The organism is Corallococcus interemptor, from assembly GCF_003668875.1.
GTDB classification, from domain to species: domain Bacteria; phylum Myxococcota; class Myxococcia; order Myxococcales; family Myxococcaceae; genus Corallococcus; species Corallococcus interemptor.
In genome coordinates this window covers 1-24,335 of sequence record NZ_RAWM01000109.1, presented here as the reverse complement: position 1 = coordinate 24,335, position 24,335 = coordinate 1, and the positions used below count along the sequence as shown (strand labels likewise).

The following is a 24,335-nucleotide window of genomic DNA, read 5'->3' as shown; positions in this document are numbered from 1 at the left end:
TGATGCGAGGACGGACCGCGCTCCTTTTCCTGGGAGTGGGATTGTTCACCGGCTGCGCGCAGCGCGCGGCGAAGCCCCAGTCGCCGGAGACCTCTTCCGGTGACGAAGGCACGAAGGTGACGCGCCGGGAGAAGATGCCGCGCAACTACCTGGGGGAGGGCCTGGCGTCCTTCTACGGCCCGGGCCTCCACGGCCGGCCCACCGCCAGCGGGGAGAAGTTCAACCAGAACGCCCTCACCGCGGCGCACCGCACGGCGCGCTTCGGGTCGTGCGTGAAGGTGATGAACATGGAGAACGGCCGCGAGGTGGAGGTGCGCGTCAACGACCGCGGCCCCTTCGTGGACGGACGCATCATCGACCTGTCGAAGGCTGCGGCGAAGCAGCTGGGCATGCTGGACAAGGGCCTGGCGCGTGTGCGGCTGTACCGGTGCGCCAGCGACCGCGTGTCGCAGGTGCCGGTGGAGTTCTGGGCCGCTGTGGCCTGAAGCGATTCGAACGAAAAGAAGGGATGTCGCCTGTGTTGCTCGCGCTGGACACCTCCACGCTGACGCTGTCGCTCGCCCTGGTGGAACGCCAGGGGACGGACGTGCGCGCGGTGGAGCACGTCGTGGTTCCTCCGCCGGACAAGCAGAGCGAGGTGCTGCCCGGCGTCGTCGGGGACCTGCTCCAGCGCCACGGCGTGAAGCTGAAGGATTTGGAGGGGCTGGCGGTGGGCCTGGGGCCGGGGTCCTTCACGGGCCTGCGCATCGGCCTGGCCACGGTGAAGGCGCTCGCGTACGCCACGGGGCTCAAGGTGGCCGGCGCGTCGTCGCTGGCGGCGGTGGCGCTGGAGGGGCCGGAGGGCGTGCCGCTCTTCTGCCTCGCGGTGGCGCGCAAGGACGACCTGTACCTGGGCGCCTACCGCCGCGTGGGGCACACCGTGGAGGCGCTGGAGCCGGAGACGGCCATGTCGCCGGAGGAGGTCGCTCAGCGCATGGCCGCCGAGCCCACGGCCGTGGCGCTGGGGCCGGCGCTCGCGGACTACCGCCAGGCGCTGGAGAAGCACGGCGTCGCGCCGCACCGGCTGCTGTCCGGCCCGGCCTTCCCGTCCGCGGTGGAGGTGGGGCGGCTGGCGCGGCTTCCGGAGGCGTACTCGCGGGAGGCGCTGTTCGCCCTGGAGCCACACTACGTCCGCGCCTCCGAACCGGAGCGCAACCCGAAGTTCCCGCCGCTGCCGGGCCCCGCGCCCACGGCGCGGCTGAAGGAAGACTGACGCCTCCACCCGAAGGGCGCTTCGTCGGGCTCGCATGGGCGGGGGCGCTGACGTAAAGGAGCGCGTCATGAGAGAGAACCTTCGGATTGCCGTGGTGGGCGCCACGGGCGTGGTGGGCCGTGAGGTGCTGGCGAACCTGTACGCGCGCGACGTGCCGGTGGAGCAGGTGCAGGCCTTCGGCTCGGAGCGCTCCAAGGGCCTGGAGGTGGAGTACGGCGAGGACACGCTGGAGGTGGAGCGGGCCTCCGCGGACGCCTTCCGGGGCATCCACGTCGTGCTGCTGGCCACGCCCGCGGAGGCCTCCCGCACGCTGGCGCCGGCCGCGCAGTCCGCGGGCGCGTGGGTGGTGGACGCGAGCAGCGCCTTCCGCGGCGACGGCAACGTGCCGCTCATCCTCCCGGGCTTCAACACGGAGGCCCTGGGGCCGGGCTTCAGCTTCAAGGGCCGCGTGGTGAGCCTGCCGGGCATCGTCACCAGCTCCGCCGTGCACCTGGTGGAGCCGCTGCGCCGCGCGTTCGGCGTGGTGCGCGCGCAGGTGACGGCGCTGATGGGCGCCTCCAGCGCGGGCGTGCGCGGCATCACCGAACTGGAGAAGCAGACCGCGGACCTGCTGTCCGGCCGCGAGCCGGAGCCGCAGGCCTTCCCGCACCGCGTGGGCTTCAACCTGGTGCCCCAGGTGGGCGGCTTCATGGTGAACAGCCCGTGGACGGAAGAGGAGGGCGGCTGGACGCTGGAGGCCGCGCGCCTCTTCGCCGCCCTGGGGGAGACGCCCGTCCTGGCCGGCACCGCCGTGCAGGTGCCCACCTTCCACGGCCACGGCCTCACCGTGAACGTGCAGCTGAAGAAGCCGGGCCCCGTGGAGCAGGTGCGCGCCGCCCTGAAGACGTCCCCGTCCCTCAAGGTGCTGGATGCCCCCGGCGAGCGCATCTACCCCATGCCCATGCTGGTGATGAGCGACCCCGCCGTCCACGTGGGCCGCGTTCGCGCCTTCCCCCAGGCCCCGGAGTGGGTGACCCTCTTCGCCTCCGTGGACAACGCCGGCCGCGCCGCCGCCCACCTGGTGGAGGCGGGCCTCAAGCTGGCGGAACGCCCCGCCTGACAATTTGGCAAAGCCCCCGGAGGCACCTTGCCTGTTTGGCGCGCGAAGGCGCCAGAACCGGGGGTTTTCCTTGGGAACAGGCCGTCCGGACGGGGCTTGAGGGTGGCCCCGCCCTTGCTAGCCTCCCTCCCATCCATGCGCCTTCCCTTCATTGGCCTCCTGCTCTTCGCGTCCACGGCCGTGGCCCAGACGGGGCCACAGGTGACGTTCACGAGCTCTTCCACCGCCACGAACAACACCGTCACGGTGCCCAAGAGTGAGTGTGGCCAGCCGCGCCGCTTCAACTGGCAGCGCACCGGGAGCTCCTGCGAGGACCCGCTCTACATCTACGTGACCCAGGGGACCTGCGGCACGCGGCCCGCGGCCACGGACCTGGTCCTGGAGACCCTGGACCCGTCCAGCTCCGTGCTGAACGGCGCCGTGAGCTTCAGCGTGGCGCAGGTGCTCGCCGCGCGCGGCACCGGCGCGGACGCGGGCACCGCGGCGACGTGCGACACCCAGGACACGGAGATCTCCTTCAAGCTGTGCGCGTCCGCGCGGCGGGTGGGCGGCAGCCTGGGGCTGGATTGCCAGGAGACCTTCTCCAACGTGGGCGTGCCCCCCTACGTGGTGAAGTTCGACCCGCAGCCGCCCGCAACGCCCAGCATCGGCAAGGTGATTGCCCGGGACTCGGCGCTGTCGGTGCAGGTGGACGGCGCGGAGTCGAACTCCACCGTCATCGTGGAGGTGGCGATGGTGGCCACGGCGGGCTCCGACGCGGGCACGGACACCGACGCCGGCACGGACGCCGACGCGGGCTCGGACGTGGACGCGGGCATGGACCTGGACGCGGGCACGGACGATGGCGGGGCGGGGCTGGTGGGGTCGCTGGCGTTGGAAGGCACCGCGGGTCCGGTGACGCGCGTCGACAAGGCGTCCGGCGAGGGGAACGTCGTCATCACCGGCCTTACGAATGGCGTGACGTACCGGCTCCAGGCCATCATCCGGGACGCCGCGGGCAATGAGAGCCCCGCGTCCGCCTCGGTGGATGCGACGCCCGTGAAGAGCAATGGTTTGTTCGATGCGTATGTGGAGGGTGGCGGCGAGGAGCGCGGCGGGTGTGCCGCGACCGGCGGTGGTATCGCGGGTGGCGCGGTGCTGGCCGCGCTGGGCATCTGGTTGTCGTCTCGGAGGAAGGTGTCATGAGCAGCAGGGCTGTGGGCCTGGGAGTCGCGGCGCTTCTCTTGGCGGTACCGGCGGTGGCGCAGGAGGTGACCATCCCCACGCGCTCTCCGCGCACGGGCGCGGTCATCTTCCGTGGCGGCGGCTACAAGCCGCGCATCGACTCGGAGAAGGCCCTCCAGGACAAGGGCGCGACGCCGTACAAGGACACCTTCGGTGACGCGTCGCTGCTGCTCATCGAGGGCGAGCTCCAGCGCTTCTTCTACCAGGGCATCGGCACGGCGGGCCTGGGCCTGGGCGTGGGCTACGCGGAGAAGTACGCGGACGCGAAGCTGGACGACGGCTCGACGGCGGCGGACAAGGCGGCGCTGAAGGTGCTGCCCATCCAGCTCAACGCCTTCTACAAGTTCGACTACGCGGCCTTCCGCTGGGGCATCCCGCTGGTGCCGTACGCCAAGCTGGGGCTCATCTACTCGCCGTGGTGGATGACCAAGGGCAGCGCCACGGAGGTCGTCGAGGGCAGCAAGGCCAGCGGCGGCAAGTGGGGCTGGGGAGGCACCGCCGGCGTGTCGTTCCTCCTGGACGTGCTGGAGCCGCGCTTCGCGCGCGACTTCGACTCGGACCTGGGCGTGAACCACTCGTACCTCTTCGCCGAGTACACGCATGCGGATGTGAACAACTTCGGCGGCAAGGGCCTGAACCTGGGCAGCCGGCGCTGGATGTTCGGTCTGGCGTTGGACTACTAACCGAAAGGCCCATGGCCTCCCGTCCCCGCGCGCCCCTTCCTCCGCTTCCGCTGCTGCTCCTCCTGGCCGTCGTGGGCCTGGGGGGCACCGGCTGCCGCAACCTGAAGCCGGACCTGGGGCCGGAGCGCACGCTGGAGGCGGGGGTGCCGGAGGCCTTCGGCTCCTCCGCGCCCAAGGCGCCCGCCGTCACCTGGGACTTCGGTGACGGCACGCCGCCCCAGACGGCGCCGGGCGTGCGCCACGCCTTCTCCACCGCGGGCCGCTACACGGTGCGGGCGCTGGACAAGGACCAGGAGCTGGCCCGGGTGGTGCTCACCGTGGTGCCGCGCCCGGTCTTGCGCGCGGTGCCCTCCGACGCCCAGACGGTGCTCTACGTGCCCCGCCTGCGCGGCAACGTGGAGGGGCTGGTGGACTTCTACGAGCGGCTGGTGGGCCGGGGCAACGCGCGCCGGACGCTGGCGGACACGCCGCTCCTGCCGCTGCTGCTGCGCAGCCTGGGCAGCGGTCCCTCGGAGGTGGACCCGGAGGAGGGCTTCGGCTTCTTCATCCTGCCGGACTTCGACGGCGTGGTGGCGCTCCTGGGCGTGACGGACTCGCGGGCGGCGCTCGCGGCCGTGGCGCGCGAGCTGCGGGATGCCGGCCACCAGGTGCTGCCCCGCGAGGACGGCAGCGCGCGCGTGGAGCCGGTGGACGGCGGCAACGCCATGCTGCTCTTCGCGGACCGGGGCTACGTGTACCTCGCGGTGCCGGACTCACCGGACGCGCCGGAGCCCGGGGAGACGGTGAAGGCGCTGGCGGTGGTGGAGTCCCCGGACGTGGAGCAGGTGCGCCGCAAGGTGGAGGCGCTGTCCGGGCCGGGCCTCTCCGAGAACGCGCTGCTTGAAGAGCTGCGCGGCAAGGTGCGCGACGGCAGCGTGTTCCTCTTCTCCGCGCCGCCGGTGCCGGAGGCGGAGAAGGAGGACATGCCGGTGCGCGGCTTCTTCGGCGCGCTCGCGGTGCAGGCGGATCAGGCGGAGCTGGACGGCTTCCTGTCCTCGTCCCGGCCGCTCTTGGGCGGCGCGCGGGGGCCGGCGTCGCAGCTGCTGGGGCGCGCGGCGGTGGGGCCGGTGGCGGCGGCGCAGCTGTCGGTGCCTCCGGAGGAGCTGGCGCGGCTGGTGTTCGGCTCGCCGGAGTCACCCCGGCGGCAGCGGACGCTGGAGCGCTGGCGCTCGCAGGGGCTGGACGCGGAGCCGCTGCTGAAGGCGCTGCGCGGCGACGTGGCGATGCTCGTCTACTTCGACGCGGCGGCCTTCTTCCAGAGCTTCATCCGGGACCGGCGCCCCGCGCCCAAGGGCACGGTGGTGATGGAGGCGGGGCTCGCGTCCGAGCAGCCGGTGCTCCAGCTCATCCAGAAGCAGCTGCAGGACAACGGGCTCGTCTTCCAGAAGGAGGCGCAGGGCAACACCACGCGCTTCCGCACGCGGCTGTTGGAGCAGCCGGTGTCGCTCACGCTCACCCCGGAGCGCGCCACGCTGGAGGCCGGCGAGGTGCTCACCCGCCGCGAGACGGGGGACGTGGGCGCGACGCTGCGCACGCGCTTCGGCGCGGAGGCGTTCGGGCCGGGCCACCTGTCGCTGATGGTGGACATGGGGCGGCTGCGCGCGGACCTCGCCAGCGTGCGCTCGGTGCCGGGGGTGGGCTCGACGGAGCTGCTGGCGAGCCAGGTCTTCGTCACGGCGTTCCTGGAGCGGTTCACCCCCTTCGAATACGGGTTCCTCGACTTCGCCCCCGCGGAAGGCGGCGGCCGGCTCCAGGGCCGCGTCGTGCTGCGCGAGCGCTAGGGGCCGCACACACCAGGAGGCGCGCCATGGCCGTCACCGTGCTGTACTTCGCCGCCGCCCGCGAGCGCGCGGGCCTGTCCCGTGAGTCGCTGGACGTGCCACCCGGGGCCCGCGTCTCGGACGTGCTGGCGCTGCTCGCCGCGAAACATCCGCCGCTGGCGCCGCTCTTGCCGCACCTGCGCGTGGCGGTGCAGCAGCAGTTCGTCCAGCTGGACTCGCCGGTGGCGCCGGACGCGGAGCTGGCGCTGATTCCGCCCGTGGCGGGCGGGTCTCCGGGCCTCTTCCTCGTGGTGGGCCGGCCGCTCCAGCTGTCGGACGTCGTGGACGCGGTGGCGTCACCCGGCGCTGGCGGGCTGGTGACGTTCTCCGGCGCCGTGCGCGACCACACGAAGGGCCGGCGCGTGCTGCGGCTGGAGTACGAGGCCTACGCGCCCATGGCGGAAGCGAAGCTCGCGGAGATTGGCGGCGAGGTGGCCCGCGCGTGGCCGGGCACGCGGCTGGCCATCATGCACCGCGTGGGGACGCTGGTGCCGGGGGAGCTGGCCGTCGTCATCGCCGCGGCCTCCGCGCACCGCCAGGAGGCCTTCCGGGGCTGTGAGTACGCCATCGAGCGGCTCAAGCAGGACGTGCCCATCTGGAAGAAGGAGTTCTTCGAGGACGGCGAGGTCTGGGTGGGCCTTGGGCCCTGACCTCGCCCTGACCTAGCGCACGCCGAAGCTCGCGGGGACGGTGACGCGCGCGCCGCCGTCCTGCTGCTGGCTGGCGCGCTCGGACTCCGTCAGCGGCTTGAGCGGCTGATCCAGCCCCATCGCCTTGCGCCGCGCCTCCTCCTTGTCGTGCGCCACCTGCAGCGCGCGCGCGTTGTTCGCGGCCATGCGCGCCGGGTCCGGCCCCATGGCGAGGAAGGCGACGGGCGCGCTCAGGAAGAGGATGGCCACGGTGATGATCCACGCCACGTCCCGCACGCGGAAGCGGCCCGCGCGCTCCTTCACCACCGACGGCTGCACCAGCAGGCGCAGCTCGCCCTCCACCAGCCGCAGCGTCATGCCCTCGTGCAGCTCCACGGCGGTGCGGCCCGGCGCGCCCGTCAGCTCCTCCGGGCCCACCGGGTGGAAGTCATGGCCCTTGAGGCTCTTCTCCACGCGCGCGGACGGCGGCACGTGGATGCGCCAGCCCTTCGCGGTGCGCTCGGCCAGGAGGAAGGGCTCCTCCGGCAGCGTGAAGCCGTAGAGGGGCAGGGGGGCCGTCTCGTCGGGCGCGGCGTGGACCTGGCCCAACTCGGGGCCATAGCTCCAGGCCTCCGCCAGGGAGGTGCCCCAGTACAGCTCGCAGAAGAGTCCACCGTCCGCCACGGAGGCGGAGGGCGTGGAAGGCGTGGGCATGTGGGGCCGGAGCATAAGGCCTTCGCGGCCGCCCGGCCTTCGCTTCGTGGGCCGGACGTCCCCTGGACGACGGGCGGCCTGCCCCTCAGGCGCTCGTCAGGTCCTTGAGCAGCGACTCCAGCGTCTCGAAGTGCAGCGGCTTCACCAGGTGCGCGTCGAAGCCCGCGGCCTTGGAGCGCTGGCGGTCGGACTCCTGGCCGTAGCCCGTCACCGCCACCAGCTTGAGGGCGCGGGGCTCCTCCTGCTGGCGCAGCCGCCGGGCCAGCTCGTAGCCGTCCATCACCGGCAGGCCGATGTCCAGGAGCGCGATTTCGGGGCCGAACTCCTTCGCCGCCTCGAGGCCGGTGGGGCCGTCGTAGGCCACGCGCGTCGTGCAGCCCAGGAACTCCAGGGACTCGGAGAGCACGTCCGCCGCGTCCCGGTTGTCGTCCACGATGAGCACGCGCGCGCTCACGGACGTGGGCTCCGGGACGGCGAGCGTGCCGGGCTGCGGCGTGGGCAGCGCGGCCGGGGCTTCCGCCTCCAGCGCGGGCAGGCGCACGGTGAAGGTGCTGCCGCGGCCCCGGCCGGCGCTGTGCGCGCTGATGGCGCCCTCGTGCAGCGTCACCAGGCTCTTCGCGATGGCGAGCCCCAGCCCCAGTCCGCCCTGGGAGCGGTCCAGGGCCTGGTGCTCCTGCACGAAGAGGTCGAACACGCGCGGCAGCATCTCCGGCGCGATGCCCACGCCGGTGTCGCGCACGCTGAGGACCAGCTCCCGGCCCTCGCGCGTGCCCGTCACGGCCAGGAAGCCGCCCGGCTCCGTGTACTTGGCCGCGTTGGTGAGCAGGTTGGCGAAGACCTGCGCCAGGCGCGTGGGGTCGCCGCTCAGGTCCATGCCCCGGTCGGGCAGGTCCACCTCCAGCATGTGCTGGCGCTGGTCGATGAGGCTGCTCGTCTGCTCGATGGCCTTGGCCACCACGTCCGTGAGCGTGATGCGCTCGCGCTTGAGGGTGACCTTGCCCCGGGTGACGCGGCTGACGTCCAGCAGGTCGTCCACCATGCGCACCAGGTGCGTCACCTGCCGTTCAATGAGCGTGCGCTCGCGCTCCGCGGCGGTGTCGCCCCTCAGGCGCATCAGCTGGAGCGCGGTGAGGATGGGGGCCAGGGGGTTGCGCAGCTCGTGGCCGAGCATCGCGAGGAACTCGTCCTTGGCGCGGTTGGCGGACTCCGCCTCGCGGCGCGCGGTGGCCAGCTCCGTCACGTCGAAGGCGACGACGATGATGGACTCCACCTGGCCCTTCGCGTCGCTCATGGGCTGGTAGACGAAGTCGTGGAACACCTCGCGCGTGGACTGGTGGGGGCCGTCGTTGAAGACGACGCGCAGGGAGCGGCCGATGTACGGCTCGCCCGTGGCGTGGACGCCGTCCAGCAGCTCGTAGATGCCCTGGTCGGCCAGGTCCGGCAGGGCCTCGCGGATGCTCTTGCCCTTCACGTCGCGGTGGGCAATCAGCTTCAGGTAGTTCTCGTTGGCGAACTCGAAGACGTGCTCCGGGCCGCGCAGGATGGCGATGCCCACGGGCGCGTGCTGGAAGATGCGCGCCAGGCGCTCCCCGTGCGCGGCCTCCAGCTTGCGCAGGCGGGAGCGCGTCAGCTGCGCGGTGACGCGCGCGAGCAGGTCGCGCGTGGAGAAGGGCTTCACCAGGTAGTCGTCCGCGCCCGCGGCAAGGCCCTCCTCCTGGGCCTCCTCGCCCGCGCGGGCGGACAGCAGGATGACGGGCACCGTGCGGGTGCGCTCGTCGGCGCGCAGGGCCTGCAACAGCGCGAAGCCGTCCAGCCGGGGCATCATCACGTCGGACAGGATGAGGTCCGGGGGCCGGGCGAGCGCGGCCTGGAGCGCGGCCTCTCCGTCCGCCACCGCCTCCACCGTCCAGTGGGCCCCCAGGAGCCGGCCCACGTACTCGCGCATGTCCGCGTTGTCGTCCGCCAGCAGCACGCGCCCGCGCTCCAGGCCCAGCACGGCCGGGTCGATGGACGCGGGCTCCTCGCGCCCGTCCTCCGGCGCGGGCGGCGCCTCCGTCAGCCAGCCCAGCGCGTCGCGCACGTAGGGGTCCGCGCCCGCGGGCTGCGTGCGCTGGCTCCTGGCGGACGTCACGTGCTCCGCCGGCAGGTGCGCGAAGCCCGTGGGGATGCGCACCGTGAAGGTGGTGCCGCGGTCCAGCTCGCTCTGGACATTCAGGGTGCCGCCGTGCAGCCGCACCAGCTCGTGCACCAGCGCCAGGCCAATGCCGGAGCCCTCGTGCGAGCGCGCGCGGGCGCCGTGGACGCGGTGGAAGCGCTCGAAGAGGCGGGGCAGTTCGTGCGAGGGGATGCCGGTGCCCGTGTCGGTGACGCGCAGCTCGATGTGCCCGTCCTTCAGCGCCTGCGCCACGGTGATGGCGCCGGTGAAGGTGAACTTCAGCGCATTGGAGACGAGGTTGAGGACGATCTTCTCCCACATCTCGTGGTCCACCCAGGCCGGCTCCGGCAGGGGCGGGCAGTCCACGTCCAGCACCAGCCCCGCGCGCTCGATGGCGGAGCGGAACGCGCTGGCGAGCCCGGCGGTGAGGGCGGCCAGGTCGGTGGGCTCATAGGTGGCGCGCACGCGCCCGGCCTCGATGCGCGCGAAGTCCAGCAGTGTGTTGACCAGCTTGCGCAGGCGCACGGCGTTGCGGTGCACCGTCTCCAGCGCTTCGCCCTGGAGCGCGCGCTCGGGGCTGGCGAGCGCGTCCTCGGTGGGGCCCAGCAGCAGCGTGAGCGGCGTGCGCAGCTCGTGGCTGATGTTGCTGAAGAAGGCCGTCTTCGCGCGGTCCAGCGCGGCCAGCTCCTCCGCGCGCTGGCGCTCTTCCTGATAGGCGCGCGCGTTGGCCACCGACGCGGCGACCTGCTCGGCGGTGGCCTGGAAGAAGGCGTGGTAGGCCGCGTCCAGCAGCCGGCGGGGACTGACGCCGCCCACGAGGAAGCCGGACGGCCGCGACTGGCCGGGCCGCGTCAGGGCGCGCACCACGGCGAGCGGCGGCGGCGTGTTCCACCGGCCCGCGGGCAGGGCGGACAGGCGCTGCCCCAGGTCCTTCACGACGACGGCCTCACCGGTGCGCGCGGCCTCGGCGAAGGGCCAGTCGGCGCTGGACCCGGCCAGGAGGGACTGCTGCACGGGCAGCGCGGCCAGGACGGCGTCGGGCAGCTGGGTGCCGCCCGCGAGCTGCGCGGCGGTGCCCTTCGCGTCCAGCAGGTAGAGCAGGCAGAACGGCAGGTCCAGGTCGTTGCCGGAGAGCACGTCCAGGCTGGCCTGGCACGCCTGCTCCGGGGACTTCGCGTCGGCGGAGCGCGCCGCCAGGTCGCGCAGCATGCGCAGCTGCCGGTCGTGCTGCACCTCCTGCGTCGTCTCGCGCACGGTGACGAGCACGCCGCCCACGCTGCCCTGTTCGTCGGGGATGGGGCTGTACGAGAACGTGTGGAACGTCTCCTCGACGAAGCCCCGGCTGTTGAGGAACAGCGCCAGGTTCTCGCTCCAGGTGGCGGGCCCGCCGTTGAGCACGCCTCGGGCCATGGGGCCGACCACGTCCCAGATTTCCGACCAGACCTTCTCGCCCGGCGCACCCATGGAGCCGGGGTGCTTCAGGCCGAGCACCGGGCGGTACGCGTCGTTGTAGAGCTGGATCATCTCCGGGCCCCACCACATCAGCATGGGGAACCGGTTGTGCAGGACGACGCCCACCATCGTCTTGAGGCTGATGGGCCACTCGCTGGAGGGGCCCAGCGGCGTCCTGGACCAGTCCAGCGCGCGCACCAGCTCACCCATCTCGCCGCCGCCCGCGAAGTGTCGCTCCTCGGAAGGGGAAATGGCGGGGGGCAGGGGCTGGGGCATTCGGAGCTCGAGGTGCGCGAAGTGGGGGAAAGCCTTCGCTTCTATTGGCGCGCACGCGGCCGTGCAATCAACGAGGTTGGGCGCAAGCGTGCAGCGCCTGCCATCCAACAGGGGCTCCTCTTCCCGCGCGGATGACGGGGGAGCAGGCGGGCGGACGCCTCAGGGAAGCGCGGGCGTCACGACGCGCGGGGTGCCCGCGTCGGCTTCGGCGGGCGGCGTCGCGGCGGCGGGCGGCATGGCGACAGGCGCCTGGGGCGAGGGCAGCGCGCGGACGATCTCCGCGCCCGCCGTGGCCACGATGCCAATGGACAGGAAGAGGAACCCGGCCGTCTGCGCCACGGTCTCCACGCGCGGAGGAATCCGCCGTCCGCTCACCGCCTCGATGGCGAGCAGCAGCACCCGGCCGCCATCCAGCCCCGGCACCGGCACCAGCGTCAGCATCGCCAGCGCCACGGAGGCCGCCACCAGCGCGCGCACCAGCGCATCCGCACCGGACGCGGTGGACGACGCGACGTCGGAGGACTCCTGGCGCATCAGCGCGCCCGGCCCGGCCTTGCCCGCGACCTGGGGCCCGCGCACCAGCGCCAGCAGCGTGGAGACCGTCTCGGACGCCACGCGCCCGGTGTGCACCAGCGACTGCGTGAAGGCCTCGCCGGGTGCGTGCGTGCGGAACACGTACTGCTGGCTCACGCCGATGCGCCCCGCGCCGCGCTCGTCCGCCCGGGGCCGCACCGTCACCGTGCGCGGCTCGCCGTGCCGGTCCACCGACAGCTCCAGCGGTGCACCCACGCCGTCCGCCACGCGCGTGACGAAGTCCGACCAGCTCTCCAGCGGCTTGCCGCCCACGGCCACCAGCTTGTCACCGGGCAACAGCTGCGCCCGCGCCGCCTCCGAACCCGGCACCACCGTGCCCACCGTCAGCGGCACCACCACGTGCGTGCCGGAGGAATACAGCGCGAACAGCAGCCCCAGCGCCACGGCGTAGTTCGCCAGCGGCCCCGCGAGGATGATGGCCATCCGCTTGAGCGGCCCCAGCGTGCCGAACCCGGACGTGTCCTCCTCCGCGGAGCGGTGCGGGTTCATCCCCTGCAGGTTCGCGGACGCGCCCAGCGGCACCGCGCCCAGCACGAACTGCGTCCCGCCCAGGCGGAACGACAGGAGCGGCGGTCCAAAGCCCACGGTGAAGCGCGGCACCCGCACGCCCAACAGGCGCGCGGCCACCAGGTGCCCCAGCTCATGGACGATGAGCAGCGCTCCGAGCGCCAGGAGTACGAACAGGTAGTGCATCCGTGATCCGCCCTACAGCTTGCGGCGCTTCCCGGTGCGCTTGTACGTCAGGTAGTCGGACAGGATGGTGCCGTGGTCGAAGCACAGGTCCTTGGGCAGCGCGTCCACGGTGAACGTCTTCGCCTCCGCCGCGTCGTCCGCGCCCACCGGCTCACCCGTCGCCTGCGCGATGAACACCGTCGAAATCGTGTGCAGGCGCGGGTCGCGGGACGGATCCGAATAGGTGAAGAACTGCTCCGTCAAGAGCACGTCCAGCCCCGTCTCCTCCTTGGCCTCGCGGATGGCCGCCTTCTCCAGCGGCTCGCCCTCGTCCACGAAGCCCCCCGGCAGCGCCCAGCCCACCGGCGGGTTCGCGCGGCGGATGAGCACGATGCGCTCGCCGGACAACTCGATGATGCAGTCCACGGTGGGTTTGGGGTTGCGGTATTCAGGCATGGCGTCGCACTCTACCCAAAGCCCCCTGCCGAGCGCCCGTTCCGGATGCCTCCCGTGGGGGATGGTGCGTGCCGTGTCTACCCTGCGACGTCTCAGCCTCACCGCCGCCCTGGCCGCCACCCTGACGGGCTGCCTGCCCTACGTCCAGAACCAGGGCGAGTACGAGCTCATCCCCACGGAGACGCTGCGCGACGACTGTGACCTGCTGGACCAGTTCCAGGGGAAGCTCCAGCTGAACCTCCAGATCGCGGGGCGCGTGGTGCGCGCGGACTTCGGCGTGCAGAACATGCAGCTGGAGGGCTACGTCCTGGAGGACGGCGAGGCGTTCACCGCCGACGGCAGCGTGGCCAACGTGAGCACCACCGTTGACGGGACGAATGAGTGCCTGCTCGATCAGGTCCGCGTGCACCTGGACGCGACCCCCGTGTGCGCCACCCAGTTCCAGGGCCAGATGCGGCTGGCGTACGAAGCCAACAACATCACCGACTGCACCTGCGAGCTGTGGTTCCGCTTCGATGGCGTTCAGGGGAACAAACGCTGTGAAGGGAACCCTTGAGATAGCGCAAGGGGCTTCCTACAACAGGAGGGCTGTTCCCACGCCGAAGCTGGAGGAACGCCCATGGCAGACCCTCACGCAATCGTCTCGGTCCTGACCGAGTCCCGCGTCTTCCCCCCGCCCGAGGACTTCTCCCGGCGGGCCCGCATCCGCGGCATGCAGGACTATCAGCGGCTGTGGGACGAAGCCGCGAAGGATCCGGACACGTACTGGGGCGACCGCGCCCGCGAGGAGCTGTACTGGAAGGAGCCCTTCCAGACGGTGCTGGACTGGAAGCCGCCCCACGCGCGCTGGTTCGTCGAGGGGAAGACGAACCTCGCGTACAACTGTCTGGACCGGCACCTGCCGAAGCTGAAGGACAAGCCCGCCATCCTCTTCGAGGGCGAGCCCGGCGACCGGCGCGGCATCACCTACGGAGAGCTGTCCCAGCAGGTGAACCGGCTGGCCAACGGCCTCAAGTCGCTGGGCGTGAAGAAGGGCGACCGCGTGGGCATCTACCTGCCCATGGTGCCGGAGGCCGCCGTCGCCATGCTGGCCTGCGCGCGGCTGGGCGCGGTGCACTCGGTGGTGTTCGGCGGCTTCTCCGCGGAAGCGCTCCAGGACCGCATGAAGGACGCGGGCGCGAAGGTGCTGCTCACCGCGGACGGCGGCTGGCGCAAGGGCGCGGTGGTGCCGCTGATGAAGAACGTGGAGGCCGCGCTCCCCAACGCCCCCAGCATCGAGAAGGTCGTCGTCCTCACCCGCACCGGGGACGGCAAGCTGCCGGAAGGCCCGAAGTTCCTCGCGTGGGACGCGCTGGTGAAGGGCCAGTCCGACGTCTGCGAACCGGAGTGGGTGGAGAGCGAACACCCGCTGTTCATCCTCTACACGTCCGGCTCCACCGGGAAGCCCAAGGGCGTGCTGCACACCACGGCGGGCTACGCGGTGATGGCGTCGCTCACCACGCGCTGGGTGTTCGACCTGCGCGACGACGACGTCTACTGGTGCACCGCGGACGTGGGCTGGGTGACGGGCCACTCGTACGTCGTCTACGGCCCGCTGATGAACGGCGTCACCACCATCATCTACGAAGGCGCGCCCACGCAGCCCGGCCCGGACCGCTTCTGGGACATCATCGAGCGCTACAAGGCCACCATCCTCTACACCGCGCCCACCGCCATCCGCGCCTTCATGCGCCTGGGTGACGAGCCGGTGAAGAAGCACGACCTGACCTCGCTGCGCCTGCTGGGCAGCGTGGGTGAGCCCATCAACCCCGAGGCGTGGATGTGGTACCGCGAGGTCATCGGCGGGGGGCGGTGCCCCGTCGTGGACACGTGGTGGCAGACGGAGACGGGCAGCATCATGATCTCCCCGCTGCCCGGCGCCACGCCCACCAAGCCCGGCTCCGCCACCTTCCCGCTGCCCGGCATCCACGCGGAGATTCTGGACCGCGACGGCAAGCGCGTGCCCAAGGGGCAGGGCGGGCTGCTCTTCGTGACCAAGCCCTGGCCGTCCATGCTGCGCACCGTGTACGGGGACCCGGAGCGGTACGTGAACACGTACTTCAGCGAGCTGCCCGGCATGTACTTCACCGGCGACGGCGCGCGCACGGACGCGGACGGCTACGTGTGGCTGATGGGGCGCGTGGACGACGTGGTGAACGTGGCCGGCCACCGCCTGGGCACCGCGGAGGTGGAGAGCGCGCTGGTGGCGCACCCGAAGGTCTCCGAGGCCGCCGTGGTGGGCCGCCCGGATGACCTGAAGGGCACGGCGCTCGTGGCCTTCGTGACGCTCAAGCAGGGCAACCCTCCCTCGGACGCGCTCAAGAAGGAGCTGGCCGTGCACGTGGGCAAGGAGATTGGCGCCATCGCGCGGCCGGATGAGATCCGCTTCGCGGAAGGGCTGCCCAAGACGCGCTCGGGGAAGATCATGCGCCGGCTCTTGCGCGACGTGGCCGCGGGCAAGCAGTCCTCGCAGGACACCACCACGCTGGAGGACCTCAACGTGCTGGCCGCGCTGCGCCAGAACGACGAGTAGCGCTTCAGCGCACCACCAGCGGCCGCCTCCTCAAGCGTCCTTCGGGTCCTTCTGGGGGCGGCCGTACTTGTCCTTCACCTGCTCGCGGTCCGCCTTGCTCCACCAGATGCGGGAGCTCCACAGGGCGGGACCCAGCACCACCGTGAGGACGAAGAACACCACCAGGCCCACCACGATCTCCGTCACGCCGTCCTCCAAAGGGAGCCGGGGTTGGGAGGTCCCCGGGCATTCAAACGCAACCCTAGCGTTCCCCCGGGACAGGTGCCATCCAACGTGGGGGCCGGGAAGTAGCGCGGCGCTCGGCGGCCATCGGCTTCTTGCATGGCGGCGTGCGGCAGGGTGCCTGCGTGCCGGGCAACCTGTCCGGGCGGGCAGCGGGCGGCGGTCCTGCTAGATTGCGCCGCCATGAACCGATTCCCCTCGACCCTCTTCACCGCGCTGCCGCTGACGGCGGTGCTCGTGGCCCCCGTCGTCGCGGACGCCTGCACCAGCATGCTCGTGACGAAGGGCGCCACGACGGACGGCTCCACGTTCATCACCTACGCGGCGGACGCGCACGAGCTCTACGGCGAGCTGTACTACACGCCCGCCCGCCGCCACGCGGCCGGCGCCATGCGCGACGTCGTGGAGTGGGACACCGGCAAGTTCCTGGGGCGCATCAAACAGCCGGCCTCCACCTACTCGGTGGTGGGCAACATGAACGAGCACCAGCTGTCCATCAGCGAGTCCACCTTCACGGGCCGCAAGGAGCTGGAGGGGCCGGCGGGCATCATCGACTACGGCTCGCTCATCTACATCGCGCTGGAGCGCGCGAAGACGGCGCGTGAGGCCATCCAGGTGATGACGGACCTGGTCGCGGAGTACGGCTACGCGTCCACCGGTGAGACGTTCTCCATCGCGGATCCGAAGGAGGCGTGGCTGCTGGAGATGATTGGCAAGGGCGAGGGCCAGAAGGGCGCGGTGTGGGTGGCCCGCAAGCTGCCGGACGGCTACATCTCCGCGCACGCCAACCAGTCGCGCATCCGCCAGTTCCCGCTCAACGACAGCGCCACCACGCTGTACTCGCCGGACGTCATCTCCTTCGCGCGCGCGAAGGGCTGGTACACGGGCGCGGACAAGGACTTCAGCTTCGCGGACACGTACCACCCGCTGGACTTCGGCGGGCAGCGCTTCAGCGAGGGGCGCGTGTGGAGCATCTTCCGCCGCGCGGCCCCGTCCCTGAAGCTGGGCGTGGAGTACGCGGACGGCGCGGACCTCGGCAAGCGGCTGCCCTTGTGGGTGAGGCCGGACAAGAAGGTGTCCGTGCAGGACGCCATGGCCCTCATGCGCGACCACTTCGAGGGCACGCCGCTGGACATGTCCAAGGACGTGGGCGCCGGGCCCTACGCGGTGCCCTACCGCTGGCGCCCCATGACGTGGGACGTGGACGGCAAGAGCTACGTGCACGAGCGCGCCATCTCCACGCAGCAGACGGGCTTCTCCTTCGTCGCGCAGATGCGCTCCGCGCTGCCGGACGCCATTGGCGGCGTGCTCTGGTTCGGCGTGGATGACACCTTCACCACCGTCTACACGCCCATGTACGCGGGCATCCGGCAGGTGCCGAAGAACTTCGCCCAGGGCGTGGCCAGCCGCGGGGAGTTCTCCTGGGATTCGTCCTTCTGGGTCTTCAACTGGGTGTCGAACCAGGCCTATGGGCGCTGGAGCGACATGATTGTCGACGTGCAGAAGGCCCAGGGCGACCTGGAGGGCCAGTTCCTGGCGGACCAGGCCAACATCGAAAGCATCGCGCAGGTGCTCTACAAGCGGACGCCGGAGCAGGCCCGCCAGTACCTCACCGAGTACTCCCTGCAGCAGGGCGACAAGGTGCACGCGCGCTGGCGCAAGCTGGGTGAGCAGCTGCTGGTGAAGTACATCGACGGCAACGTGCGCGACAACACGGGCAAGGTGGGCCACCCGCGCTACCCGGACGCGTGGTACCGCCGCATCGCCGCGGACAACGGCAAGATGCTGGAGTCGCGCGAGAAGCCGGAGCCGAAGCCCGCCGTGGCCCCCGCCGCGCCGGCCCAGCCCGCGGCCCCCGCGCAGCCCGCGGCCCCGAAGCCGACCGTGGCTCCGGCGCCCTGACGTCCCCGGATTCCAGGCGCGCGGTGTCCGTACGAGGAAACCGCGCGCGCTGGACCGCACGTTCTCGCGTGTGTCGGGGGATGGCTTGTGGCAGTGAGGGCGCCGGGTGGCAGCGCGGCGCCCGTTGCCGGAGGACTCAAGCCTTGAGTGACGCCCCCACCCAGACGGCCTCTGCGTTCCGGGATGACGAGCTGGCGGACTTCCTCGAGCGGACCAGCCGCACGTTCGCGCTCGCCATCCCGCTGCTCGACGAGCCGCTGCGCCGCGAGGTGGGCCTGGGCTACCTGCTCTTGCGCGTCGCGGACACGCTGGAGGACGCCGCCCCCTGGACGCGCGACGAGCGCAGAGCGGCGCTGGCCGCCTTCGCGTCCCTGCTCCAGGAGGCGCCGGGCGTGGACGCCGGGGCGCTGTCTCGCGAGTGGCTGTCGCGCCGTCCCAGCGAGAACGCGGGCTACCTGGACCTGCTCGCGCGCACGCCCACGCTCCTGGCCAGCCTGGACGCGCTGCGCCCGGAGGCCGGCGCCATCCTGCGCCACTTCGTGCTCAAGACGGTGCAGGGCATGGGGCAGGTGCTGGAGGGCGCCTCCGAGGGCGGGCTGTTGCAGCTGGGGTCACTGCAGTCCCTGCGTGACTATTGCTACATCGTGGCGGGACTGGTGGGCGAGCTGCTGACGGAGCTGTTCGTCCTGGATCCGCGCCTGGCGCTGTTCGCGCCGAACCTGCGCTCGCTGGCCCCGCTGTTCGGGGAGGGGCTCCAGCTGGTCAACATCCTCAAGGACGCGCGGCAGGACCGGAAGGAGGGCCGGGTGTGGCTCCCGGCCGGCGTGCAGCTCCAGGACGTGGAGCAGCTGGCGGGCCAGGACCTGGTCGCGGCCGCGCGCTACGTGCGGGCCCTGCACCTGGCGGGCGCGCCCCGGGACGTGCTCGCCTTCACCACGCTGCCGCTCCTCCTGGCGCAGGCCACGCTGGAGCTGCTGGTGCGCGACGGCGCGGGCGCCAAGGTGTCGCGCGCGGTGGTGACGGCCCAGCTGGACACCCTCCAGGCCGCGCTCTCCCGGGGCATGCTCCCGGAGGCCGTGGAGGCGCTCGCCGGCCCCATGCCCGGCGGCCCCTGAAAAGCGTTGACCGGGACGCAACTCCAGGGCGCCAGCGCCGGATGATTCCGGTGCAGGTGTTCCCCCTCTGGAGTCGTGCCTCCCATGAACTGCGCCCGCTCGGCACCGGCGGTCATCGTCTACTTCCCCGCGCGCCGGGAGGCCTCGCCGCCGAGGGTGCAGCGCCAGCGGGCCGGGGTGGAGCGGCGGGGTGGGGAGCTGCCCTTCGCCGCCGCGCGTCAGCGCGGACTGTGGACGTTCCAGACGTCGGCGGGGCCGGAGCGGTGGCTGCCGGGCCGGGTGCGGGGCAAGGACCGGATGCAGGCGTTCCTCCTGGACGTGCTGGGCTTTGGCGCGGTCATCCAGGCGTATGACGTGACGGCGGACACGCGCAGCGACTCGCTGCCCGGGCACCCGGACTTCGCGAAGAACTTCGACCTGTTCCTGCACCACTACGCGGGCGCGCTGCTCAAGCGCGTCGCGCCGGAGGCGGCCTTCGCCCGCGCGCTGGGGCAGGTGGTGATGCTCAACGGCCAGAGCTGGGCCGGGCTGGGCTTCACGCTGACGGACGCCGGCCAGCGGCTGGTGGACGCGTGGCTGGAGGAGCAGGGCGTGGTGCTCAGCCCTCCCGCCTGAGCCGATGCCCGCCTGGGCCCGGTCGTCCGCCTGCCTTCGGAGGGGGCTCCTGGAGACCCTGGGCGGATGGCGGGACTCCGGATATGGGTAGGGCGATGACTGCCCTGGCCTACCCCATGCCGCTGTGTGTCGCGCCGATGATGGACTGGACGGACCGGCACTGCCGGTACTTCTTCCGGCTCATCTCCCGCCACACGCTGCTCTACACGGAGATGGTGACCACGGGCGCCGTGCTGCACGGCAAGCGCGAACGCCTGCTGGACTTCAGTCCCGCCGAGCACCCGGTGGCCCTCCAGCTGGGCGGCTCCGAGCCCGCGGACCTGGCCGCCTCCGCGCGCATTGGCGAGGAGTGGGGCTACGACGAGATCAACCTCAACGTGGGCTGCCCCAGCGACCGCGTGCAGTCCGGCCGCTTCGGCGCGTGCCTGATGGCGGAGCCGGACCTCGTCGCCCGCGGCGTCGCCGCCATGCGTGAAGCCGTGCGCATCCCCGTGACGGTGAAGTCGCGCATCGCCATCGACGACCTGGAGGAGTGGCCCACGCTGGAGGACTTCGTGCGGCGCGTGTCCGCGGCGGGCTGCACGCGCTTCATCGTGCACGCGCGCAAGGCGTGGCTGCAGGGCCTGTCCCCCAAGGAGAACCGGGACGTGCCGCCCCTGCGCTACGAGCTGGTGCACCGCCTCAAGGCCGAGTACCCGCACCTGGACATCAGCCTCAACGGCGGCATCAAGACGCTGGACGCGGCGGCGGAGCACCTGGGCCGCGTGGACGGCGTGATGATGGGCCGCGCGCCCTACGAGTCCCCGTACCTGCTGGCGGACGCGGACCGGCGCTTCTTCGGGAGCACGCAGACGCCCCTCACGCGGCACGAGGTGGTGGACGCGATGCTGCCCTACATCGAAGCGCGGATGAGCGAGGGCGCGCCGCTGGGCGCCATCACCCGGCACATGCTGGGGCTCTTCCAGGGCCTGCCCGGCGCGCGCGCCTGGCGCCGGCACCTGAGCGAGAACGCCCACAAGGAAGGCGCCAGCCCGGAGGTCGTGCGCGCCGCCGCCGCGAAGGTGCCGCGCGACGCCGGCCTCCAGCAGGCCGTGGCCTGAGCTAGCGCTTGGGCACGGTGGTGCAGCACCCGGAGCGCGCGCAGCGCACCCAGCCCTGGTTCTGGCAGAGCTGATCATTCGTGCACGCGGGCCCCTGGCCCGGCTGACCACACGAGGCGGACGGTCCGCCTCCGCCCCCGCCGCCGTCGAAGGGCTTCGCGGCCTGGATGTTCACCGTGGGGCAGCGGGGCTGTGAGCCATTGCCCACGCAGTTGTTGCTGCTGCTGCCCGTCACGTTCTGCGGACAGACCATGCGCCCCCCGGGGTGCCCCTGGTCATCCACCGCGAAGCAGGCGCCCACCTCCAGCAGGTTGCACTTCGGGTCGCAGCTGAGGACCACGGTGTCGGCCTGGCCGAAGGACGCGCGCAGCTCCTCCAGCGCCACGCTGCCGCCCACGTTGTCGCCCAGCGCGGGCGGTGTCCCCTGGTCGCCGGGCAATGACAGCATCGCGTCGATGGTGGCCTGGAAGTAGCTGCGCGCGTCCATCCCCGTGCAGCTGCCGTGCTTGGGCCACTCGTGGTTCGCGAGGAAGTAGTTGTCCGTGACGAAGCCCGGGCCGTAGGTGCCCATGGCCTGCGGAATCGTGGCGGGGTCCGGGAAGCAGCGCGAAGGGGCGTTGCTGCCCTGGCACTCGCAGAGCCCGCCGCAGTACGCCGGATAGGTGCACTTGTTCTCGCTCGCCTCCGCGTCGTTGAACTGCGGCCACAGCCCGTGGAGCGTGAGGTGCGTCGCGCCGAAGGTGCCCTCCAGGTGTTCGCACTCCTCCTTGTCCGGGTGGGTCCGGCAGAAGGTGGGCGCCCACGTCATCGCGAGCAGGTAGGCCCCAAAGCGTGGCGTGGCGCACACGCCGCCCTCCTTCGCGGCGGCGTCCGCCTTGAAGCAGTTGCAGGCGGTGGCCTGGGGCCGGCCGAACTCGAACTCGATGGCGTCCGGCTTCGCCAGGTGCAGCGGCCGGGCGGTGGCGGTGGGCGGCGTGGGTGGAGGCGAAGGGGGCGGCTCGTGATGCGAGCGGCATCCCTGCGCGATGAGCAGACATGCCCACAGGACAAGGCGCGACATTGGGCGCATGGCTGGACTCCCTCGGGACCGTTTTGCGGCACCAAGGTACGGAGGTGGAGACGGGCGCTACACCCCGTGCTCCGGTCCACCGCCCGCGTCCGGGCCCCGACCCTTTCCTCCAGTCCCAGGGGCCCCCAGATTCCTCCCTGGGACCCATTCACCGGAAGGGATTGCACCATGGCACGCGCCATCATCAAGAAGGCCGGCGAGGCGGACGAGCGCCGGCCCTTCGTGTCGCACGGAGAGGCTTCCGTCCTGAACATGGGAGCGCTCAGCATCGGACGCGGCTACTTCGAACCGGGCTGGCGGTGGTCGGAACACGTGAAGCCCATCGCGAACACGGAGAGCTGCGAGGTGGTCCACACCTTGAGCGTCCTGTCCGGACGCCTGCACATCCGGATGAACGACGGGCAGGAGCTGGACCTGGAGCCGGGCGACGTCGCCTTCATCCCGTCGGGGCACGACGCCTGGGTCGTGGGGGATGAGCCCTGCCGCGTCGTCGACTTCACCGGCGCCGAGGACTACGCCGTGGCCAGCAAGCAGGCAGAGGAGGAGCCGGCCCAGCCCTCGCTCCAGTAGCGCATGGCCGCGCCGGGTGTCTGTCTTAACCCGGCGCAGGCGTGCGGCACCCTGTCCGAACGGACAGGACGCGGTGTGTTGGATGTGGATGGGATTGAAACATGCAACTCGTGACAGATGAGACATGCTCCATCCGGGGCCGCTGCGCGTCCGACCTGGGACGTCCTGTCTGGAAATCGTGCCACGCTTCCCTGCTGATTCCGACTGTGCGTGAAATCGCCAGTGCGGTTGTGTCTCTGAGATTGTTTCGATACTGTTGACTTGTCGAAACATTCCTCGCCGGGGGGCGGCCCACCTTCACGGCAATGCCTTGCATCCTGAGGAAGGGGGGCGTGCGTCCGTGTCCTTGAAACTCCCTCCACCCATCTCCTTGCGTGTGCCAGCGTCTCTTCGCCCGAGGGGCGGCAGGTGACCTCGGACCCGGAGGACATCCCGTCAGAGACCGCCGCGGAATGGCAGAAGGTGCTGGCCGTCTTCGCGGACGAGGCGGAGGGGCTGGTCTCCTCCATGGAAGAGAACCTCCTCGTGCTGGAGGTCTCGCCCACGGACGGGTTGCTCCCGGCCATCCTGCGCGCGGCGCATACGCTGAAGGGCGCGGCGGCGTCGCTCGGCTTCCAGGCCGTGACGGACTACACGCACGGGGTGGAGGACCTGCTCCAGGCGCTGCTCGACGGGCGCATCGCGCTGGACGAAACGCGGGTGTCGCTGCTGCTGGTCGCGGTGGACCACCTGCGTGAGCTGTACCAGGCGTCGCTCGCGGGCGCGGGCGCGGGCTCGCTGGAGGCGGTGCACCAGCTCCACCTCTCCAAGCTTCGCGAGGGCATCGTCGCGGGCGCCCCCACGGAGGCGCTGCCGCTGCCCGCCGGCCTGCCGCTGCCGCGCGTGCCGGAGGCGCGGAGCACGTCGCGCAGCCGCGTTCGCATGGACATGGAGCGCCTGGACCGCATCGTCACGCTCACCGCGGAGCTGTCCGTGGCGCGCGGGCGGATGGCGCAGTTCCTGTCGCGCGCGGAGGAGATGGGCGCCAGCTGGGAGGACGCGCTCACCCAGCAGCGGGAGATGGATCCGCTCTTCGAGGCGCTCCAGGAAGAGGTGATGAAGGCGCGGATGGTCCCGGTGGGGCCGCTGTTCCGTCAGCACCTGCGCACCGTGCGCGACCTGGCCCGCTCCCAGCAGAAGCTGGCCCAGCTGGAGCTGGAGGGTGAGGACGCCACGCTGGACACCGCGGTGCTGGACGCGCTGCGGGACCCGCTCCTGCACCTGTTGCGCAACGCCCTGGACCACGGCCTCGAGACGCCGGATGAGCGGCGCGCCGCGGGCAAGGACCCCCGGGGCCGCCTGCGCCTGAGGGCCTACCATGACGCGGGCAGCGTGGTGGTGGAGCTGTCCGACGACGGCCGGGGCATCCAGCGGGAACGGGTGCGCGAGCGCGCGCGGCAGAGGGGGCTGGTGGCCGCGCCCGAGCGCCTGCGCGACGACGAGCTGTTGCGCCTCGTCTTCGAGCCCGGCTTCTCCACGGCCACCGAGGTGACGGAGCTGTCCGGCCGCGGCGTGGGCATGGACGTGGTGCGCCGGGACATCGAGGCCCTGCGCGGCTCCGTGGCCATCCAGAGCCAGGAGGGGCAGGGCACCACGTTGACCTTGCGGCTGCCGCTCACGCTCGCCGTCATCCAGGGCTTCGCCATGGGCGTGGGGGACCAGGTCTACGTCGTCCCCATCGAGAGCGTGCAGGAGTGCATGGAGGTCCCCGTCCAGTCGCGCACTTTGGACGCGTCCGGTGTGCTGTCGCTGCGGGGCCAGCCCCTGCCGTACCTGCGGCTGCGCCAGGTGTTCAGCCTGGGCGGGGACGTGCCGGCCCGGGAGAACGTGGTCGTCCTCAAGCATCCGGACGGCGTCATCGGGCTGGCGGTGGATGAGCTCCAGGGGGATGGCCAGCGGGTCATCCGGCCCCTGGGGCGCCTCTTCCAGGGCATCCCCGGCATCTCCGGCTCCACCATCCTGGGTGACGGCCGGGTGGGGCTCTTGCTGGACACGCCCGCGCTGGTGCGCAGGGCCGTCCTCCACGCCTCCGAATCCGCCGTCAGCCCTCCCGCCCCCCTGGAAAC

21 protein-coding genes are annotated in these 24,335 nt (G+C 71.9%); 15 read left to right on the top strand and 6 right to left on the bottom strand.

Annotation, left to right across the window (positions count from 1 at the left end; genetic code table 11):
* The first annotated feature begins 2 nt into the window (after window positions 1-2).
* From D7X96_RS29370 to D7X96_RS29340, 7 genes are all read left to right on the top strand, one after another.
* Window positions 3-485 carry a septal ring lytic transglycosylase RlpA family protein gene (locus D7X96_RS29370; RefSeq protein WP_121771273.1) on the top strand — a complete coding sequence of 161 codons (483 nt, stop codon included), beginning with the start codon at window positions 3-5 and terminating at the stop codon, window positions 483-485.
* A 23-nt stretch (window positions 486-508) separates the two neighbouring features.
* Complete coding sequence (gene tsaB / locus D7X96_RS29365; protein ID WP_120547401.1) at window positions 509-1,252, top strand: tRNA (adenosine(37)-N6)-threonylcarbamoyltransferase complex dimerization subunit type 1 TsaB; 744 nt, start codon at window positions 509-511, stop codon at window positions 1,250-1,252.
* 67 nt (window positions 1,253-1,319) lie between these two features.
* A complete protein-coding gene (locus tag D7X96_RS29360; protein ID WP_120547402.1) occupies window positions 1,320-2,351 on the top strand; it encodes an aspartate-semialdehyde dehydrogenase in 1,032 nt (343 codons plus the stop codon).
* Window positions 2,352-2,486: 135 nt separating this feature from the next.
* Entirely contained in the window at window positions 2,487-3,536 is a 1,050-nt protein-coding gene (locus D7X96_RS29355) for an MXAN_2561 family MXYO-CTERM-anchored protein (protein WP_120547403.1), read from the top strand.
* Complete coding sequence (locus D7X96_RS29350; protein WP_121722578.1) at window positions 3,533-4,258, top strand: MXAN_2562 family outer membrane beta-barrel protein; 726 nt, start codon at window positions 3,533-3,535, stop codon at window positions 4,256-4,258. Before D7X96_RS29355 ends, D7X96_RS29350 begins: the two co-directional genes overlap by 4 nt.
* Before the next feature lie 11 nt (window positions 4,259-4,269).
* Window positions 4,270-6,078: a PKD domain-containing protein gene (locus D7X96_RS29345; RefSeq protein WP_121771270.1), complete on the top strand. Its 1,809-nt coding sequence runs from the start codon at window positions 4,270-4,272 to the stop codon at window positions 6,076-6,078.
* A 26-nt stretch (window positions 6,079-6,104) separates the two neighbouring features.
* Window positions 6,105-6,767 carry a molybdenum cofactor biosynthesis protein gene (locus D7X96_RS29340; RefSeq protein WP_121722576.1) on the top strand — a complete coding sequence of 221 codons (663 nt, stop codon included), beginning with the start codon at window positions 6,105-6,107 and terminating at the stop codon, window positions 6,765-6,767.
* Between the two features lie 12 nt (window positions 6,768-6,779).
* Here the strand turns inward: D7X96_RS29340 and D7X96_RS29335 are convergent, their stop codons facing one another.
* The 4 genes from D7X96_RS29335 to D7X96_RS29320 form a co-directional block, all read right to left on the bottom strand.
* A complete protein-coding gene (locus D7X96_RS29335; RefSeq protein ID WP_120547462.1) occupies window positions 6,780-7,460 on the bottom strand; it encodes a hypothetical protein in 681 nt (226 codons plus the stop codon).
* Window positions 7,461-7,545: 85 nt separating this feature from the next.
* On the bottom strand, window positions 7,546-11,343 hold the full coding sequence (locus D7X96_RS29330; RefSeq protein WP_120547407.1) for an ATP-binding protein: 3,798 nt from the start codon (window positions 11,341-11,343) through the stop codon (window positions 7,546-7,548).
* Between the two features lie 159 nt (window positions 11,344-11,502).
* A complete protein-coding gene (locus tag D7X96_RS29325; protein WP_233609649.1) occupies window positions 11,503-12,630 on the bottom strand; it encodes a M50 family metallopeptidase in 1,128 nt (375 codons plus the stop codon).
* A 12-nt stretch (window positions 12,631-12,642) separates the two neighbouring features.
* Window positions 12,643-13,065, bottom strand: coding sequence for an NUDIX domain-containing protein (locus D7X96_RS29320; protein ID WP_120547408.1), 423 nt, complete (start codon window positions 13,063-13,065; stop codon window positions 12,643-12,645).
* Window positions 13,066-13,138: 73 nt separating this feature from the next.
* On the opposite strand from D7X96_RS29320, the gene D7X96_RS29315 reads away from it, so the two are divergent.
* Both D7X96_RS29315 and acs read left to right on the top strand, forming a co-directional pair.
* Window positions 13,139-13,621: a hypothetical protein gene (locus tag D7X96_RS29315; RefSeq protein WP_233609648.1), complete on the top strand. Its 483-nt coding sequence runs from the start codon at window positions 13,139-13,141 to the stop codon at window positions 13,619-13,621.
* 63 nt (window positions 13,622-13,684) lie between these two features.
* Window positions 13,685-15,637 (top strand): acetate--CoA ligase, encoded by a 1,953-nt coding sequence (gene acs / locus D7X96_RS29310; RefSeq protein ID WP_120547410.1) that lies wholly within the window; start codon window positions 13,685-13,687, stop codon window positions 15,635-15,637.
* Between the two features lie 30 nt (window positions 15,638-15,667).
* Here the strand turns inward: acs and D7X96_RS40100 are convergent, their stop codons facing one another.
* Window positions 15,668-15,823 carry a hypothetical protein gene (locus tag D7X96_RS40100; protein ID WP_158616174.1) on the bottom strand — a complete coding sequence of 52 codons (156 nt, stop codon included), beginning with the start codon at window positions 15,821-15,823 and terminating at the stop codon, window positions 15,668-15,670.
* A gap of 219 nt (window positions 15,824-16,042) precedes the next feature.
* On the opposite strand from D7X96_RS40100, the gene D7X96_RS29305 reads away from it, so the two are divergent.
* From D7X96_RS29305 to dusA, 4 genes are all read left to right on the top strand, one after another.
* Window positions 16,043-17,761, top strand: coding sequence for a dipeptidase (locus D7X96_RS29305; RefSeq protein WP_121722574.1), 1,719 nt, complete (start codon window positions 16,043-16,045; stop codon window positions 17,759-17,761).
* Window positions 17,762-17,904: 143 nt separating this feature from the next.
* Window positions 17,905-18,876, top strand: a complete 972-nt coding sequence (locus D7X96_RS29300) for a squalene/phytoene synthase family protein (RefSeq protein ID WP_158616175.1) — start codon at window positions 17,905-17,907, stop codon at window positions 18,874-18,876.
* 84 nt (window positions 18,877-18,960) lie between these two features.
* Window positions 18,961-19,491, top strand: a complete 531-nt coding sequence (locus tag D7X96_RS29295; protein WP_120547413.1) for a hypothetical protein — start codon at window positions 18,961-18,963, stop codon at window positions 19,489-19,491.
* Between the two features lie 95 nt (window positions 19,492-19,586).
* Window positions 19,587-20,591: a tRNA dihydrouridine(20/20a) synthase DusA gene (gene dusA / locus D7X96_RS29290; protein ID WP_121771269.1), complete on the top strand. Its 1,005-nt coding sequence runs from the start codon at window positions 19,587-19,589 to the stop codon at window positions 20,589-20,591.
* Between the two features lies 1 nt (window position 20,592).
* Here the strand turns inward: dusA and D7X96_RS29285 are convergent, their stop codons facing one another.
* Window positions 20,593-21,660: a ribonuclease T2 family protein gene (locus D7X96_RS29285; protein ID WP_120547415.1), complete on the bottom strand. Its 1,068-nt coding sequence runs from the start codon at window positions 21,658-21,660 to the stop codon at window positions 20,593-20,595.
* A gap of 168 nt (window positions 21,661-21,828) precedes the next feature.
* On the opposite strand from D7X96_RS29285, the gene D7X96_RS29280 reads away from it, so the two are divergent.
* Both D7X96_RS29280 and D7X96_RS29275 read left to right on the top strand, forming a co-directional pair.
* Complete coding sequence (locus D7X96_RS29280) at window positions 21,829-22,230, top strand: cupin domain-containing protein (RefSeq protein ID WP_121725605.1); 402 nt, start codon at window positions 21,829-21,831, stop codon at window positions 22,228-22,230.
* A gap of 408 nt (window positions 22,231-22,638) precedes the next feature.
* The coding region (locus D7X96_RS29275; RefSeq protein ID WP_147468428.1) for a chemotaxis protein CheA at window positions 22,639-24,335 on the top strand (1,697 nt) is incomplete at its 3' end.